The sequence below is a fragment of the Rhodospirillales bacterium genome (assembly GCA_016699855.1).
Classification (GTDB): domain Bacteria; phylum Pseudomonadota; class Alphaproteobacteria; order Reyranellales; family Reyranellaceae.
In genome coordinates this window covers 2,540,263-2,555,282 of the sequence record CP064988.1, presented here as the reverse complement: position 1 = coordinate 2,555,282, position 15,020 = coordinate 2,540,263, and the positions used below count along the sequence as shown (strand labels likewise).

General features: G+C 68.6%; 13 protein-coding genes and 1 pseudogene. 6 read left to right on the top strand and 8 right to left on the bottom strand.

What is annotated here, in order from left to right; genetic code table 11:
• Positions 1-59: 59 nt before the first annotated feature.
• The 4 genes from IPK81_12050 to IPK81_12035 all read right to left on the bottom strand — a co-directional run bounded on the left by IPK81_12050 (position 60) and on the right by IPK81_12035 (position 5,121).
• Positions 60-2,726 carry an N-6 DNA methylase gene (locus tag IPK81_12050; protein ID QQS14810.1) on the bottom strand — a complete coding sequence of 889 codons (2,667 nt, stop codon included), beginning with the start codon at positions 2,724-2,726 and terminating at the stop codon, positions 60-62.
• Positions 2,727-2,831: 105 nt separating this feature from the next.
• Positions 2,832-3,773, bottom strand: a complete 942-nt coding sequence (locus IPK81_12045; protein ID QQS14809.1) for a glycine reductase — start codon at positions 3,771-3,773, stop codon at positions 2,832-2,834.
• A gap of 95 nt (positions 3,774-3,868) precedes the next feature.
• Positions 3,869-4,807, bottom strand: a complete 939-nt coding sequence (locus IPK81_12040; GenBank protein ID QQS14808.1) for an FAD-binding oxidoreductase — start codon at positions 4,805-4,807, stop codon at positions 3,869-3,871.
• Positions 4,774-5,121 carry an FAD-dependent oxidoreductase gene (locus IPK81_12035; GenBank protein ID QQS14807.1) on the bottom strand — a complete coding sequence of 116 codons (348 nt, stop codon included), beginning with the start codon at positions 5,119-5,121 and terminating at the stop codon, positions 4,774-4,776. Before IPK81_12035 ends, IPK81_12040 begins: the two co-directional genes overlap by 34 nt.
• 143 nt (positions 5,122-5,264) lie before the next feature.
• On the opposite strand from IPK81_12035, the gene IPK81_12030 reads away from it, so the two are divergent.
• From IPK81_12030 to IPK81_12005, 6 genes are all read left to right on the top strand, one after another.
• Entirely contained in the window at positions 5,265-6,500 is a 1,236-nt protein-coding gene (locus tag IPK81_12030) for an amidohydrolase family protein (protein QQS14806.1), read from the top strand.
• Between the two features lie 92 nt (positions 6,501-6,592).
• On the top strand, positions 6,593-7,888 hold the full coding sequence (locus IPK81_12025) for a bifunctional phosphopantothenoylcysteine decarboxylase/phosphopantothenate synthase (GenBank protein QQS14805.1): 1,296 nt from the start codon (positions 6,593-6,595) through the stop codon (positions 7,886-7,888).
• 75 nt (positions 7,889-7,963) lie between these two features.
• Positions 7,964-8,428 carry an SRPBCC family protein gene (locus IPK81_12020; protein QQS14804.1) on the top strand — a complete coding sequence of 155 codons (465 nt, stop codon included), beginning with the start codon at positions 7,964-7,966 and terminating at the stop codon, positions 8,426-8,428.
• A 92-nt stretch (positions 8,429-8,520) separates the two neighbouring features.
• Positions 8,521-8,976: a dUTP diphosphatase gene (gene dut, locus IPK81_12015; GenBank protein QQS14803.1), complete on the top strand. Its 456-nt coding sequence runs from the start codon at positions 8,521-8,523 to the stop codon at positions 8,974-8,976.
• Between the two features lie 8 nt (positions 8,977-8,984).
• A complete protein-coding gene (locus IPK81_12010; protein QQS14802.1) occupies positions 8,985-9,440 on the top strand; it encodes an Rrf2 family transcriptional regulator in 456 nt (151 codons plus the stop codon).
• Between the two features lie 31 nt (positions 9,441-9,471).
• Positions 9,472-10,311, top strand: coding sequence for an aldo/keto reductase (locus IPK81_12005; protein ID QQS14801.1), 840 nt, complete (start codon positions 9,472-9,474; stop codon positions 10,309-10,311).
• Between the two features lie 100 nt (positions 10,312-10,411).
• Here the strand turns inward: IPK81_12005 and ybeY are convergent, their stop codons facing one another.
• The 4 genes and pseudogenes from ybeY to IPK81_11985 form a co-directional block, all read right to left on the bottom strand.
• Entirely contained in the window at positions 10,412-10,915 is a 504-nt protein-coding gene (ybeY, locus tag IPK81_12000) for an rRNA maturation RNase YbeY (GenBank protein ID QQS14800.1), read from the bottom strand.
• Positions 10,912-11,784 carry a PhoH family protein gene (locus IPK81_11995; GenBank protein ID QQS15077.1) on the bottom strand — a complete coding sequence of 291 codons (873 nt, stop codon included), beginning with the start codon at positions 11,782-11,784 and terminating at the stop codon, positions 10,912-10,914. Before IPK81_11995 ends, ybeY begins: the two co-directional genes overlap by 4 nt.
• A gap of 110 nt (positions 11,785-11,894) precedes the next feature.
• Positions 11,895-13,310: pseudogene (gene miaB / locus IPK81_11990) on the bottom strand (tRNA (N6-isopentenyl adenosine(37)-C2)-methylthiotransferase MiaB).
• Between the two features lie 107 nt (positions 13,311-13,417).
• On the bottom strand, positions 13,418-14,995 hold the full coding sequence (locus tag IPK81_11985; protein ID QQS14799.1) for an acetolactate synthase large subunit: 1,578 nt from the start codon (positions 14,993-14,995) through the stop codon (positions 13,418-13,420).
• Positions 14,996-15,020 lie beyond the last annotated feature (25 nt).

The following is a 15,020-nucleotide window of genomic DNA, read 5'->3' as shown; positions in this document are numbered from 1 at the left end:
GGCGCGGCATGGCGCGTCTGTCGGGAACGCGGGCATACTGCGCCGCGCCGCGCGCGGCTCTACTTAGGCGGCTTGAACGCGTCTAGAATCTCGCTTGCCTCTGCGGACTCCAAGGTGAGTTCTCGATACACCAGCTCGGTTACTGCTTGTCGGTCCGCCGCGGCGGTTCTCTCTCGCTCTTCAGCTGCCAGCAGCTGAGAAACAATACTAGTGCGAAGCGCCGGAGACGGGAGCGGAACGCGAAGGTCCTTCATTTCTGGCCAGTTGATGCGCGTTCGATTGGCTCCAGATGCTGATAGCAACATGTCAGCTCGAACTTCGGGAGAGCGCAAAACAATCCACGCTATACGCGGATCTAAATCACCGAGCGCACGCAGAACGCTCACCTCTTTAGTTACGACGCATCCATCGAGCTCATTCGGGACGACTGCTACAGCGCCGTAGTGGGCACTAATATGGCTCACGACAATATTGCCAGCGTGAACGCGGAAAAGTTGCGGGTACTGTGTTGCGCTTGCTGCCATCTCAGCGCCACCACGCGCAAAACCACTGTATTCGACAACTAGGTATCTGACAATCTCGTCGGATTCGGAGGTCTCGATTATATCCTCTGGGGCAAACTGAACTGGCTCGACTATCTCAGAAACAGGCGATGTATGGATGCCAGCAGAGATCCACTCCGATACTCGGCGGCCAGGCCGCTTCCAGCAATACTTCGCATCCATTCTATCCGTAATCTTCTCGGCGGGAATCACGAATTCCTGTGGTACGCTCCTTCCCGCAGAGAAGCTCGAGAACAAGTCCGCGACACGCCTTATCTCCTCTGCGGCTAGCTGACGATTCTCTGCATCGATCGGCAATGAGCGACGACGCTGAGGATCGTCGACGCCTACGTGTCGGCACGCGTAAACAAAAACTGGACCTTGCTGCTGAGTGGGAGCGTTCAGTATCCTTCGTTCAAGAATGAGAATTGATGTCTTTACTCTTGCTTGAGATCTCTGAAATGCATCTCCAGGCAGGGAAACTATACCCTTCACTAAAAAGCGCGCTCGGATGAAATCTCTGAACCATACATAGTCGCTTCCGCTCAGGACTCCGTCATCGACAACAGTGACGAGACGCCCCCCCCCCCGCAGGATCTCGGAGTAGCGCTCGAAGAACATTAGCGCAGATCGAAGGCTATTCCGGGGTTTCTGCGATCCCTTTGAGGAATCCGACGCCATGTCATAGGCGTCCAAGATTCTCCGTTCGGACTCGGTGCTGCGGCCGTACGCTTTTGCGAAAGGAGGGTTAGTGAGAACAACATCCACAAACGGACCTTGTGCGATCTTATTGGATAGTTGCAACTTCTCTGCCCGAACTTCCGGAGAATCGTTCGGCAGTGTTTCAAGCGCTTTATCGAGTATATCTGCTTCGAAAATACTGCTTCCACCGTCACCGTGAAGATACATGTTCATCCGCGTCAACCGTGCCATATTTGGTTCCCGACCAATATCGACCCCATAAATTTTCTGAACTGCTATTTCTTGTTTTAGCGCATGCTTGTCCGCCTGAGATAAAGTTCCGTTGGCGTCCACTTTCGCCCACATGTCAGCTAGGGCATCGATTAAGAATCCGCCAGTTCCACAGCATCCGTCGATCACCACCTCTGTGCGAGCCCGAGAAACTTGGATATCAGCCAGCTTTGTTCCAAGCTTGACGATACTCCTGGGGGTAAAGAACTGTCCAAGATCTTTGCCGCGCATCGTCGCCGACAGGAATGTCTCGAAGAGTCGGCCATTCAGATCTGCGTCGACTCCAAAAAGATAGATGTGCTCTAACTTCTCAACGACGCCCTTTATGATCTCCGGATTGAGATTGATTTCATCATCCTTCCGGAAGATTCTCTTTCGTTTCCCGGTTTGAATCTCGGTCTCGATAGTGTTCAAAAGGTCACGAAACTGCGTCGCGCTGAGCGGATTGGGATGATCTTCAGATCGCTCACGAATCCACTCACTTGAGAAACGAACGTCGGATGTCGGAATCGAGAATTTGTCCTTTTCTATCAAGGATGGATACTTCTCCCGGACACGGCGATCAGACAGAAGCTTCAGAAACACTACCTTGACAAACTCCTCGAATCCGGCCGCTTGGGAGATGTTTCCCTTCTTGTAGATGTGCTGATGGCACCATGCGAACACGCTATTCACTTCGTCAATTGAGCGGCGGAAGAATTCGTGAGCAGCTGGCGGAGGATCCTCGCTGCTTGATCTGCCGACAGCTGAAATTGAAAGAGCTTCTCTAAGCTGTGCAAATTTCGTGTTATTATCTATGAAATCATCGAACGACAAATCTAAAATTGGTTCGCGTTGATCCCAAGGATATACTTTTGTCCGTGTGGCGTTGGTGAGCACATAGAATACGACGGGATTCCCACCGGGATATTTTTGATTCAACATAAATGCATACGAGGCGGCTTGCATAATGTGATCATCGATTGCAGTTGTTGGAGACTTTGCGTCGACTACGATCCTTGGCTTGCCGTCAAAAAATAGAACGTAGTCGGGCTTGTAGGCGCGTTTGGTCGTGCCAGCCGCAGTAACAAGTTCGTCAATCGACGTTTTTCTCTTAATCTGATGATCTGCATATCCAAGATCGCGTATGAGGCGTTCAACGAACAGACCTTCAACGGCGGCCTCATTGTTGAGGTCATTGTAATTGCAATACTTGTTGGAGCGAGATTTCATTTGCCTTCCAGTTCGGTGGTCGTGTGTCCAACGATCCAAGCATACTGTCGGTGAGCGCGAAGCTACGGTCCCCCGAACTCCTCTACCCGTCGGTCGTGTCCTATCCTATTGCGCCGGCGCGCCGACGCGGAGGCCCTTGGCGATCTCCTTTTGGCGGTCGAACTCGGCGCGGCGGCGCGCGATCTCCTCCGCCGACATGGTCTCGACGTTGGAGAAATCGAGCTTCCACGCCGGATCCTTGGGCCATTTCAGCGGCGACTGCATGGTCGTGCGCGGGCCCGGCGCCGTCTCCAGCACGCGCAGCGCCAGCTCCAGCGTCAGGTCCTGCGATTCGACATCGTGCGGGCGGCCCGCCGCGTTGCCCAGCGGAAAATCGCTGAACAGGAAGCGCGGCACGCCGACGTACTCGACGATATCCTTGGCGCATCCCAACACGACGGTCGGAATGCCGTTCTGTTCCAGGTGGCGGGCGGCCAGACTCACGGTCTGGTGGCAGACGGGTCAATTCGCGACGATGACCGCCGCGTCGACCCCGTCCTCGCGACATCGCTTGAGCAGCTCCGCGCAGTCGACGTCGATCGTCGTGCGGTGGCTGCGGTTGGTCGGCGCGCCGTGGAAGCGCCGGGCGAGCGTGCCGATCCGCCCGGCCGCCGCGGCGCGGCGCATCGCCGGCAGCGGGAACCACGTGCCGCTGTCGGCCGCCGTCGTGTGCAGCCGGTCGTAGCCGATGTGCGAGATGCGCAGATCGTGGTCCTGCGCCGTGTCGCCCGAGTAGACCTTGTAGAACTTGGCGGCGGAGTTGTAGGCGGCGCCCGGCCCCTGGTCGCCCTTGGCCGGATCGTACGGCGCGGCAGTGGTGATCAACGCCACCGTGCTGTCGGCCAGCTTCTTGCGTAGCGGCTCGAACGGGACGTCGGCGTAGTGGGCCCAGCGGTAGGGCTTGCCGTAGCCGAGCGTCACGTAGTAGTCGCGGATCCGTTGCATGTACGGGATCGGCCGGTCGTGGTCGGCGGCGAATCCCAAGCCTTCCTCGGCGGGGTCGTCCATCGCGGTCTCCTGCGGGGCCGCCTCGGCGGCGGCCATCGGGCGGAGTATAGACCGCCGCGGTCGCGATGAAACCGGTTCGTCCGCCGGGCCGCGCCTCAGCCGAAGCGGCCGGGATCGCAGCCCGCCAGCGCCGGCGGCAGCGCCTCGCCGTCGAGCATCCGCACGATCAGCCGGCCGGTGGCCGTCGCCAGCGTCAGTCCGACATGTTGATGGCCGTAGCCGCACCAGACGTTGCGGTGGCGCGGCGCCGGGCCGATCGCCGGCCGGAAATCCGGCAGCGACGGGCGTTCGCCCATCCATCGGCTGGTCTCGGCGCCGCCGATACCGGGGAAGATCGCCTCGAGATGCTTCACCAGCAGGTCGGCGCGGTGCCATGATTCCGGCCGGTCCGGCGCGCCCAGTTCGACCGTGCCGGCGACGCGTAGCCCCTCGCGCATGGGCGTGACGAAGAAGCCGCGCTCGGCCGGACTCACGGGCAGATCGAAGCGCACGTTGGTCGGCTCCAGCATCACGTGGTAGCCGCGCTCCGCGACCAGCGGCGCGCGGAAGCCGAGATGGCGCGTCAGATCGCCCGAGGCGCGGCCGGCGCAGATCGCGACCCCGGCCACCGCCGTCGCGCCCGACGGCGTGCGCACCGCCGTGACGCGGTCGCCGTCGCTTTCGAAGCCGGTGACGGGCGATTCCTCGATCCGCCCGCCCTCGGCCGTGAAGCGGTCGGCCAGGCCGGTGACGACGTGGTACGGGCTGACCGTGTGCATGCCGTGCGGGTAGTAGACGCCCCTCACGATGTGCGGCGACAGGCCGGGCGCGATCTCGCGCGCGCGGTCGCCGTCGACGATCTCCATGACGGTGCCCTTGGCGGTCTGCAGCTCGCGCTCGCGCGCGCCGCCGGCGAAGCCCGCCTCGGTCTCGTAGACGTAGAGCGCGCCCTTGCCGCGGAACAGGTCGCCGAGCCCCGACGCCTGGATCTCGCTCTTCCACGCCTCGTTGGCCACCGCCATCAGCGCGCCGAACGCGTCGACGCCCTTGCGCACCTCGCTCTCGCGCGCCGCGGCCTGGCGAAGCGCACCATCCACGGGAGCAGCCGCGGGAGGCGGGGCAGGTGGACGGTCAGCGGGCCGTCGCGGTCGAACAACATCCGCGGCACGCCCTTCAGCACCGACGGGCGCGCCAGCGGCAGCACGTGGTCGATGGCGATGAAGCCGGCGTTGCCGAACGACGTCTTGCGGCCGGGATCGATGCCGTCGAACACGACCACCGGCCGGCCGGAGCGTTGGATGGCGCGCGCGGTCGCCATGCCGACGACGCCGGCGCCGATCACCGCGATGGGAAGGGCGTCGGCGGTCATGGGGTTCTCCGGGGACGTCGCGTCATCGCGCCAGACTAGACCATCGCCGGCGGCGGCGGCAGACCGCGTTCCCGGCGGTGGTCGCGCGCGCCGGCGCGCGATAGCCTGAGATCCGCCCGCGATCCACCGCCCGGAGGCCGTCCGTGTCCGCCATCCTGTTCCGGAACCTCGAGCTGCTCGATCCGCGCTGGGACGAGGCGCGCGGCGGCCACGAGGTGCTGGTCGAGGGCGGGATGATCCGGGAGGTCTCCGACCGTCCGATCCGCGCCGCCGGCGCGCGCGTCGTCGATTGCGGCGGCCGCACGCTGATGCCCGGCCTGATCGACTGCCACGTCCACGTGTTCCTCAGCGAAGTGAACATCCGCGCGCTGGAAGCGATTCCGCTGACCCTGATGACGGCGCGCGCCGCCGACCTGATGCGCGGCATGATCGATCGCGGCTTCACCACCGTGCGGGACACCGGCGGCGCCGACTGGGGGATCAAGATGGCGGTCGACACCGGTCTGCTGCCGGGACCGCGTCTGTTCATCTCCGGCCGCGCCATCGGCCCGACCGGCGGCCACAGCGATTCGCGCCGGCGCACCGACGGCGGCGCGCCCTGCGGCTGCTGCAACGCGCTGGTCTACAGCATGGCCGTCGCCGACGGCGCCGACGCGGTGCGCGGCGCCGTGCGCGAGCAGATGCGCCAGGGCGCCGACCAGGTGAAGATCATGTGCTCGGGCGGCGTCGCCTCGCCCTACGATCCGCTCGACTCGCTCCAGTACTCGCCGGCCGAGATCGCGGCGGCGACCGACGAGGCCGCCAATTTCGGACGCTACGTCATGGCGCACGCCTACACGCCCGACGCGATCACCCGGGCCGTGTCCAACGGCGTGCGCACGATCGAGCACGGCAATCTGATCGACGACGCGTCGGCGGCGCTGCTCGCGTCCAAGGGCGGCTTCATGGTGGCCAACCTCGTCACCTATTCCACGATGAAGGAGCGCGCCGCCCAGTTCGGCATGACCGCCGACATGCTGGCCAAGAACGACATCGTGCTCGACGGCGCGCTACGTTCGCTGGAGATCTGCAAGCGCGCCGGGGTGAAGGTCGGCTTCGGCAGCGACCTGCTGGGGCCGCTGCAGATCGAGCAGAGCCGCGAATTCCTGCTCCGCGCCGAGGCGCTGCGGCCGATCGAGATCGTGCGCCAGGCGACGCTGGTCGGCGCCCGCATCCTGCGGATGGACGGGAAGCTGGGCGTCGTCGAACCCGGCGCCTTCGCCGATCTGATCGTGGTCGACGGCGATCCGCTGGCGCGGCTGGAGCTGTTCCAGGACCAGGGCGCCCATATCCTGGTGGTGATGAAGGCCGGCGCCTTCCATCGCAACCGGCTGGGCTGATCCCCGCGGCGCTTGCGCCGCCGGGGCGCGATCCGCCATCATTCCGGCGGCTCCGCGAGGCCCCGGTGCGGGCGGGCGGAATCGGGGGGAAGATGCTGTCGGGCAAGCGCGTCCTGTTGATCGTCGCCGGCGGCATCGCCGCCTTCAAATGCCATGACCTGATCCGCCGCCTGCGCGAGCGCGGCGCCGCCGTGCGCTGCGTGCTGACCGGGGCCGGCGCCAAATTCGTGACGCCGCTGTCGCTGCAGGCGCTGACCGAGGACAAGGTCTACGCCGACATGTTCTCGCTCACCGACGAGAGCGAGATGGGCCACATCCAGCTGTCGCGCGACGCCGACCTGCTGGTCGTCGCTCCGGCCACGGCCGATCTGCTGGCCAAGATGGCGGCCGGCCTGGCCGACGATCTCGCCTCGACCGTGCTGCTGGCCACCGACAAGCCGGTGCTGGCGGCGCCGGCGATGAACGTCCGCATGTGGACCCACGCCGCCACGCAGGCGAACGTCGCCACGCTGCGCGCGCGCGGCGCGCTGTTCGTCGGCCCCAACGAGGGCGCCATGGCGTGCAACGAGTTCGGGCCCGGCCGCATGTCCGAGCCGATGGAGATCGTCGAGGCGATCGAGGCGATTTTCCGCCAGCGCCTGGAAGCGCCGGAATCGCGGCCCGTGCTGCCGGCGCCGCAGGCGATGGGGACGTTCCCGCGCGAATCGCCGGCGATTCCGCTCTCGAACCGGCCGTTGATCGGCAAGCGCGCATTGGTCACCAGCGGGCCGACGCGAGAGGCGATCGATCCGGTGCGCTACATCTCGAACCATTCCTCCGGCAAGCAGGGCCACGCCATCGCCGCCGCGCTGGCGGCGCTCGGCGCCGACGTCACGCTCGTCACCGGGCCCGTGACCGTGCCCGATCCGCCGGGCGCGCGTGTCGTGCGCGTCGACTCTGCCGACCAGATGATGGACGCCTGCCGCGCGGCGCTGCCGCTCGACGTCGCGGTCTGCGCCGCCGCCGTCGCCGACTGGAAGGTGCGCGCCGCGGCGCCGGCCAAGCTCAAGAAGAGCCCCGGCGCGCCGCCGCCGGCGCTCGAGCTCACGCCCAATCCGGACATCCTGGCGACGCTGTCGGCCGCCGGACCGGACCGCCCGCGCCTCGTCGTCGGCTTCGCCGCCGAGACCGAGAACGTCGCCGCCAACGCCGTCGCCAAGCGCGCGCGCAAAGGCTGCGACTGGATCGTCGCCAACGACGTGTCGCCCGCCAGCGGCACCTTCGGCGGCGACCGCAACACCGTGCATCTCGTCATGGCCAAGGGCGTCGAGGATTGGCCGACCATGACCAAGGAGGAGGTCGCGGCGCGGCTGGCGGAGCGGATCGCCGCGCGGCTCGCCGGCGCCTGATCGGAGGGTGACGCGCGACGGCCGTCGTCGCGGCGCGCCTCGACCGCATGGACGCCGTGGTGATGGAGCTCGACGATGGCTGACGCCCCCGGGGATCTGGAGATCACGCGCTTCGTGGCGGCGCCGCGCGCCAAGGTGTGGCGGGCGTGGAGCGAGCCGGAGCTGCTCAAGCGCTGGTGGTGCCCGCGGCCGTGGACGACCGAGGTGCGCGCCTTCGACTTCCGCCCGGGCGGCGGCTTCCACACCCACATGAGCGGTCCCGACGGCGGCGAGAGCGACAATCCCGGCCTGTTCCTCGAGATCGCGCCGATGGAGCGGATCGTGTGGACGTCGATGCTGGTGGCCGGCTGGCGGCCCGCCCAACCTTGGCTCGCGATGACGGGAATCTTCACGATGGCCGACGAGGGCGCGGGTACGCGCTACACCGCGCGCTGCCTGCACCGCGACGATGCCGACCGCCGACGGCACGAGGAGATGGGGTTCTTCGACGGCTGGGGCGCGGTGATCGGCCAGCTCGAGGAGCTGGCGGCGTCGCTCTAGCGGCGCCGCCCGCGGCATTTGCGGCCCGGCGCGCCGGATGCGAGGATGCGCCGCGTCTCCCCCAGTCCCGCCATCCAACCGGGTGCCACGCCGTGTCCACCGTCGCGATCGAGGTCAAGCGCCTGCCGCACGCGGCCGATCTGCCGCTGCCGGCCTACGCCACCGGCCAGGCGGCGGGCATGGATCTGCTCGCGGCGGTCGCCGACGATCTCGTGCTGGCGCCGCTGGCGCGCGCCATCGTGCCGACCGGCCTGGCGATCGCGCTGCCCGCCGGCTACGAGGCGCAGGTGCGGCCGCGTTCGGGGCTCGCGGCGAAGAACGGCGTCACCGTCGCCAACGCGCCGGGCACCATCGACGCCGACTACCGCGGCGAGGTCGGCGTCATCCTGGTCAATCTCGGCGCCGAGCCGTTCACCATCAGCCGCGGCATGCGCATCGCGCAGATGGTGGTGGCGCGCCACGAGCGCGCGGAATGGCGCGAGGCCGCCAGCCTGTCCGACACGGCGCGCGGCGCCGGCGGCTTCGGCTCGACCGGCGTGAAGGGCTGAGGCGCGCCATGCCCCGGCTCAGCAAGAAGACCATGTTCGCGATCGAGGCGGTGCTCGACGTCGCCTTCAACGCCGGCGACCAGCCGGTGCGCAGCGGCGACATCACGCGCCGACAGAACATCCCCAAGCGCTACCTCGAGCAGGTGCTGCAGCGGCTCGTGCGCGACGGCATCCTCGCCGGCAAGCGCGGCCCGCGCGGCGGCTACACGCTGGGCCGCGAGCGCCGGCGCATCAGCCTCGGCGACATCGTGCGCGTCGTGCGCCAGCTCGAGGCCGAGACGGAACCGAGCGACGAATCGGTCGGCTCGCCGCTCGCGCACCTCGTCGTGTGGCCGACCTGGACGGCGTTGCGCGACGAGATGATGGGGCGCCTCGACGCCGTCAGCATCGACGATCTCGTGCGCGACGCGCGCGCCCGCGGCGTCAAACCGCAGATCACGCACACCCTCGAGTTCCATATCTGACCGGCGCGCCGCCCGGCGAGGTCGACCAGCCATGCCCGTGATTCCCGAGCTCTCCCTGCCCTCCGGCGCGAGGATGCCGGCCTTCGGCCTCGGCACCTGGCGCATGGGCGAGGACCGCCGCCGCCGCGCCGAGGAGACCGACGCGATCCGCCATGCGCTCGATCTCGGCTATCCGCTGCTCGACACCGCCGAGATGTACGGCGAGGGCGGCGCCGAGGAGGCGGTCGCCGACGCGCTGGCCGGCCGGCGCGACAAGGTCTACCTCGTCAGCAAGGTCTATCCCCACAACGCCACGCGCGCCGGCGCGGTCGCGGCGTGCGAGCGCAGCCTGAAGCGGCTGCGGGTCGAGCGCCTCGACCTCTACCTGCTGCACTGGATCGGCGGCACGCCGTTCGAGGACACCATCGCGGCGTTCGAGCGGCTCAAGCGCGACGGCAAGATCGCGGACTGGGGCGTCAGCAATTTCGACCGCGACGACATGGCGGCGTGGTGGCGGGCCGACGGCGGCCGCTGCGGCGCCAACCAGGTGATGTTCAACCTCGCGCGCCGCGGCGTGGAGTTCGACCTGCTGCCGTGGATGCGCGAGCGCGGCGTGCCGGTGATGGCCTACTCGCCGCTCGACCAGGGCCCGTTGCTACGGCACCGCGCGCTGAAGGCCGTCGCCGACCGCCACGGCGCGACGCCGGCGCAGGTCGCGTTGGCGTGGCTGCTCGGCCTGCCGGGCGTCGTCGTGATCCCGAAATCGTCGAACCGCGCCCGCGTCGCCGAGAATCTCGGCGCCCTCGACGTGAAGCTGACCGAAGCCGACCGCGCCGAGCTCGACGACGCCTTCCCGCCGCCCAGGCGCAAGCAGCCGCTGGCGATGTCCTGATCCAGCCGGAGCGCATCGCGGCGACTCGATCTTCCCTTCTCCCCCCCCCCCCCGAAGACGAGGGAGAAGCGATGACGCATCGAAGGCCGCCGCCGCCCGCTCAGGCGTAGGGGTCGGCGATGCCCAGGCCGGCGAGGACGCGGATCTCGCGGCGCTCCATGACGGCGGCGCCGGAATCGTCCTCGTGGTCGTGGCCCAGCAGATGCAGCGTCCCGTGGACCACGAGATGCGCGAGATGGTCGGCCACCCGCTTGTCCTGCGCGCGCGCCTCGCGACGGACCGTCTCCAGCGCCAGCGCGATGTCGCCGAGATGCCGCGGCGCGCCCGGCGCCGACGCGAACGAATCGGCGGGGAAGGACAGCACGTTGGTCGGCCTGTCCTTGCCGCGGAAGTCGCGGTTCAGCCGGCGCACCGCGGCGTCGCTGGTCAGCGCGATGGTCAGCGCCACGGCGCCGCGCGGCTTGCGGCCGGAGCCGTCCAGCGCGGCCGTGGCGGCGCGGCGGCACAGCGCTCTGACGGTGCGCGACGCCGCCAGCCAGCGGCGGTCGCGGATGTCGACGACGATCTCGACGCGCGCAGCCCGCGGACGCCGCGGGGCGCTCACGCGCGCGGCTTCGACGGATCGCGCCGGGTGTCGCGCGCGTCGTAGGCGCGCACGATGCGGGCGACGAGGTCGTGACGCACGACGTCGCGGTCGCCGAAATGCACGAAGCGCACGCCGTCGACGCCGTTCAACGTCTCGATCGCGTCGCGCAGACCGGACGTCACGCCGTTCGGCAGGTCGATCTGCGTGAGGTCGCCGGTCACGACCATGCGCGATCCCTCGCCCAGCCGCGTCAGGAACATCTTCATCTGCATCGCGGTGGTGTTCTGCGCCTCGTCGAGGATGACGAACGCGTGCGCCAGCGTGCGGCCGCGCATGAACGCCAGCGGTGCGATCTCGATCTCCCCGCCGGCGATGCGGCCGGCCACCTGGTCGGCCGGCATCATGTCGTGCAGCGCGTCATAGAGCGGCCGCAGGTAGGGGTCGACCTTCTCCTTGAGATCGCCCGGCAGGAAGCCCAGCCGCTCGCCGGCCTCGACCGCCGGCCGCGACAGGATGATCCGCTCGACGGCGCCGCTGGTCAGCATCGACACCGCCATGGCGACGGCGAGATAGGTCTTGCCGGTGCCGGCGGGACCGAGCCCGAACACCAGATCGCGCTCGCGGATCGCCTCGACGTACTCGCGCTGGGTCGGCGAGCGCGGCTGGATGGCGCGCTTGCGCGTGCGGATGGACGAGGCGTCGACGGTGTTGACGTCGGCGCCGACCCGGGCGAAGCGCACGGCGGCGTCGACCTCGGCCTGGTCGACGATCTGGCCGCGCTTGAGCCGCTCGTACAGCGCCTGCAGCGCGGCGCGCGCCAGAGCGGTGTCCTCGGCGCCGCCGCTGATCGCGACCTGGTTGCCGCGCGAGGTCAGGCGCACGCCCATCAGCTGCTCGATGCGCACGAGATGGCGGTCGTGCTCGCCGTACAGCGCCGGCAGCAGCGCGTTGTCGTCGAAGGTCAGGCGACGGACGTCGATGGCGCGGCCGGCGTCGGTCACGCCGCCACTCCCTGGATCGCGGCGCCGTCCGCCGCGACGACCGCGCCGGACAGGCTCACGCCGTGTCCGGCGGTGATCCGCGTCTCGACGATCCGGCCGATCAGCCGCGCCGGGCCGTCGGCGTGCACCGATTGCAGCCACGGCGATTTGCCGAGCACCTGGCCTGGCTTGCGGCCGGCCTGCTGGAACAGCACCGGCACCACCTTGCCCACCGTCGCTTCGTTGAACGCGCGCTGCCGCTCGGCCAGCAGCGCCTGCAACGCGTGCAGGCGCGCGTCCTTCACGGCCTCGGGAACCTGTCCCGGCATCGCCGCCGCCGGCGTACCGGGACGGGCGCTGTACTTGAACGAGAACGCCGAGGCGAAGCCGGCTTCGCCCACCAACAGCATCGTGTCGTCGAAATCGGAATCGGTCTCGCCGGGGAAGCCGACGATCAGATCGGTCGACAGCGCCAGATCGGGCCGCGCCGCGCGCAGCTTGTCGACCAGCCGTAGATAGAGGTCGCGGCCATGCTGGCGGTTCATCGCCTCGAGCACGCGGTCCGAGCCGGACTGCACCGGCAGATGCAGGTAGGGCATCAGCGCCGGGATCTCCGCGTGCGCGGCGATCAGCGCGTCGTCCATGTCGCGCGGATGCGAGGTGGTGTAGCGCAGCCGCGCCAGACCCTCGATCTCCGCCAGCGCGCGCAGCAGCCGCGGCAGCGTCTACGCCGCGCCGTCCGTGCCCTCGCCGTGCCAGGCGTTGACGTTCTGGCCCAGCAGCGTGATCTCGACCGCGCCGGCGGCGGCCAGGCCGCGCGCCTCCGCGAGGATCGCGGCGGCGGGGCGCGAGTACTCCGCGCCGCGCGTGTAGGGCACGACGCAGAACGTGCAGAACTTGTCGCAGCCTTCCTGGATCGACAGGAAGGCCGACCCGGCCGTGACCGTGGCGGGTGCCGGCAGATGGTCGAATTTCGGCTCGACCGGGAACTCCGTGTCGAGCACGCCCGCGCCCTTGGTCGATCCGGCCTTGCGGCCGGACGCCCGGGCGGCGCGCGCGACGAGCTCCGGCAGACGGTGGTAGGCCTGCGGTCCGACCACGATGTCGACGGCGGGCTGGCGGCGCAGGATCTCGGCGCCCTCGGCCTGGGCGACGCAGCCGGCGACCGCGATCACCATGTCGCCGCCGGCCTCGCGCCGCGCCAGCTTGGCCTCGCGCAGCCGGCCGAGCTCGGAGAACACCTTCTCCGAGGCCTTCTCGCGGATGTGGCAGGTGTTGACGATCACCATGTCGGCGTCGTCCGGCGCCGCCGCCGGCGCGTAGCCCAGCGGCCGCAGGACGTCGGCCATGCGCTCCGAATCGTAGACGTTCATCTGGCACCCGTAGGTGCGGATGAACAGCGTCTTGCGCGCCCGGTCGGCGGTGTCGGTCATCGTCTCGTCGGATCGGCGGGGTGGCGCGGCGCGCGCCGTCGGCCGGGCGCTCCGCGCTGGGATCGGCGGACTTCTAACACCGCCCCCGGACCCGGTCGAGTCGACCGCTACATGATCACGTCGATCAGGTACGGACCCTTGCGGCCCATGGCGTATTGCAGCTGCTTGACGAGCTGGTCGACGTCGGTGGCCTGCGCGCCCTCGACCCCCATGCCGTTGGCCAGCTTGACGAAATCCAGCGTCGGCCGGTCCAACGTGAGCATGTCGATGGCGCGCGGGCCGGGGTTCGGCGCGCCGACGCCCGACAGCTGGCTGTAGAGGATCTGGTAGGAGCGGTTCGAGAAGATCATGACGCAGATGTCGAGCTTCTCGCGCGCCATCGTCCACAGCGACTGGATCGTGTACATCGAGCTGCCGTCGCCGACCATGCAGATGACCTTGCGGTCGGGGCAGGCGACGGCGGCGCCGATCGCCACCGGCGTGCCGAAGCCGATCGAGCCGCCCATGTTGTTGAGCCAGTCGTGGTGCGGCGCGCCGGCGCTGAACGGGAAGAAGCCGCGGCCGGTGGTCACCGACTCGTCGACCACGATCGCGCCCTCCGGCATCGTGTAGCCCAGCGCCATGCCCAGCGTGTCGAGCGTGAACTTGCCGGTCGGCCGGTCCGGCCGCTTCGCCTCCGCGACGCCGGCGGGCTTCAGCGCGATGGCGCCGAGCTCGGCGGCCAGCGCCTCGAGCGCGGCCTCGCAATCGTCCTCGACGTTGGCCAGCGTCGTCACCGTGCAGTCGTCCGGCGTCAGGATGCTGGGCTTGCCGGGATAGGCGAAGAACGCCGCCGGCGGCTTGGTGCCGACCAGCACCATCTGTTTGACGCCCTTCAACGCGGCCTGCGCCATCTCGATGACGAAGTGCAGGCGCGTGATCTGCACGCGGCCGGCGCCGCGCTGCAGACGCGCCGTGGCGCCCGAGCCCTGCACCTTGCAGCCGGTCTTGGCGGCGATCTTCCCGGCCAGCTCCAGCCCGCGCTCGCGCAGCGCCACGCCGCCCAGCAGCAGCATGCCCAGTTCGCCGTTGCTCAGCGCCTTGGCCGCCGCCGTCACCGCCTCGGCCGAGACCTTGGCGCGCGGCGCGGCCGCCGGCACGTCGCCGACCACGCCGCCGGTGCTCCACGCCGTGTCGGCCGGCAGGATCAAGGTCGCGATCTGGCCGGGCGCGCGCCGCGCCGCCTGGATCGCGAGACCGCCGTCGCGGCCGACCTCGGCGGCGCTGGTCGAGGTCTTGATCCAGTGCGAGAACGGCTTCGCGATGCCCTCGATGTCGGCGGTCAGCGGCGTGTCGTACTTGATGTGGTGCAGCGCGTGCTCGCCGACGATGTTGACGATGCCGGAGCCGGCCTTCTTCGCGTTGTGGAGATTGGCCGCCGCGTTGGCGAGGCCGGGACCGAGATGCAGCAGCGTGGCGGCCGGTTTGTCGGCCATGCGGTAGTAGCCGTCGGCGGCGCCGGAGCACACGCCCTCGAACAGGCCGAGCACGCAGCGCATGCCCTGCACCCGGTCGAGCGCGGCGACGTAGTGCATCTCCGACGTGCCGGGGTTGGCGAAGGAGACGGAGACGCCGCCCTTCACGAGGGTGCGGACCAGGCTGTCGGCGCCGGTCTGCGTGGTGTCTTCGGTGGTGATCGCGTCCATGGTTCCGCCCTCGCCGCTTGGTTCG

Bases quoted from the DNA above. Each gene is read 5' to 3' on its own strand.
- IPK81_12050 (QQS14810.1), bottom strand. From the start codon at position 2,726: ATGAAATCTCGCTCCAACAAGTATTGCAATTACAATGACCTCAACAAT.
- IPK81_12010 (QQS14802.1), top strand. From the start codon at position 8,985: ATGCCCCGGCTCAGCAAGAAGACCATGTTCGCGATCGAGGCGGTGCTC.
- IPK81_12005 (QQS14801.1), top strand. From the start codon at position 9,472: ATGCCCGTGATTCCCGAGCTCTCCCTGCCCTCCGGCGCGAGGATGCCG.
- IPK81_12020 (QQS14804.1), top strand. From the start codon at position 7,964: ATGGCTGACGCCCCCGGGGATCTGGAGATCACGCGCTTCGTGGCGGCG.
- IPK81_11985 (QQS14799.1), bottom strand. From the start codon at position 14,995: ATGGACGCGATCACCACCGAAGACACCACGCAGACCGGCGCCGACAGC.
- IPK81_12035 (QQS14807.1), bottom strand. From the start codon at position 5,121: ATGACCGCCGACGCCCTTCCCATCGCGGTGATCGGCGCCGGCGTCGTC.
- IPK81_12025 (QQS14805.1), top strand. From the start codon at position 6,593: ATGCTGTCGGGCAAGCGCGTCCTGTTGATCGTCGCCGGCGGCATCGCC.
- IPK81_11995 (QQS15077.1), bottom strand. From the start codon at position 11,784: ATGGGCGTGCGCCTGACCTCGCGCGGCAACCAGGTCGCGATCAGCGGC.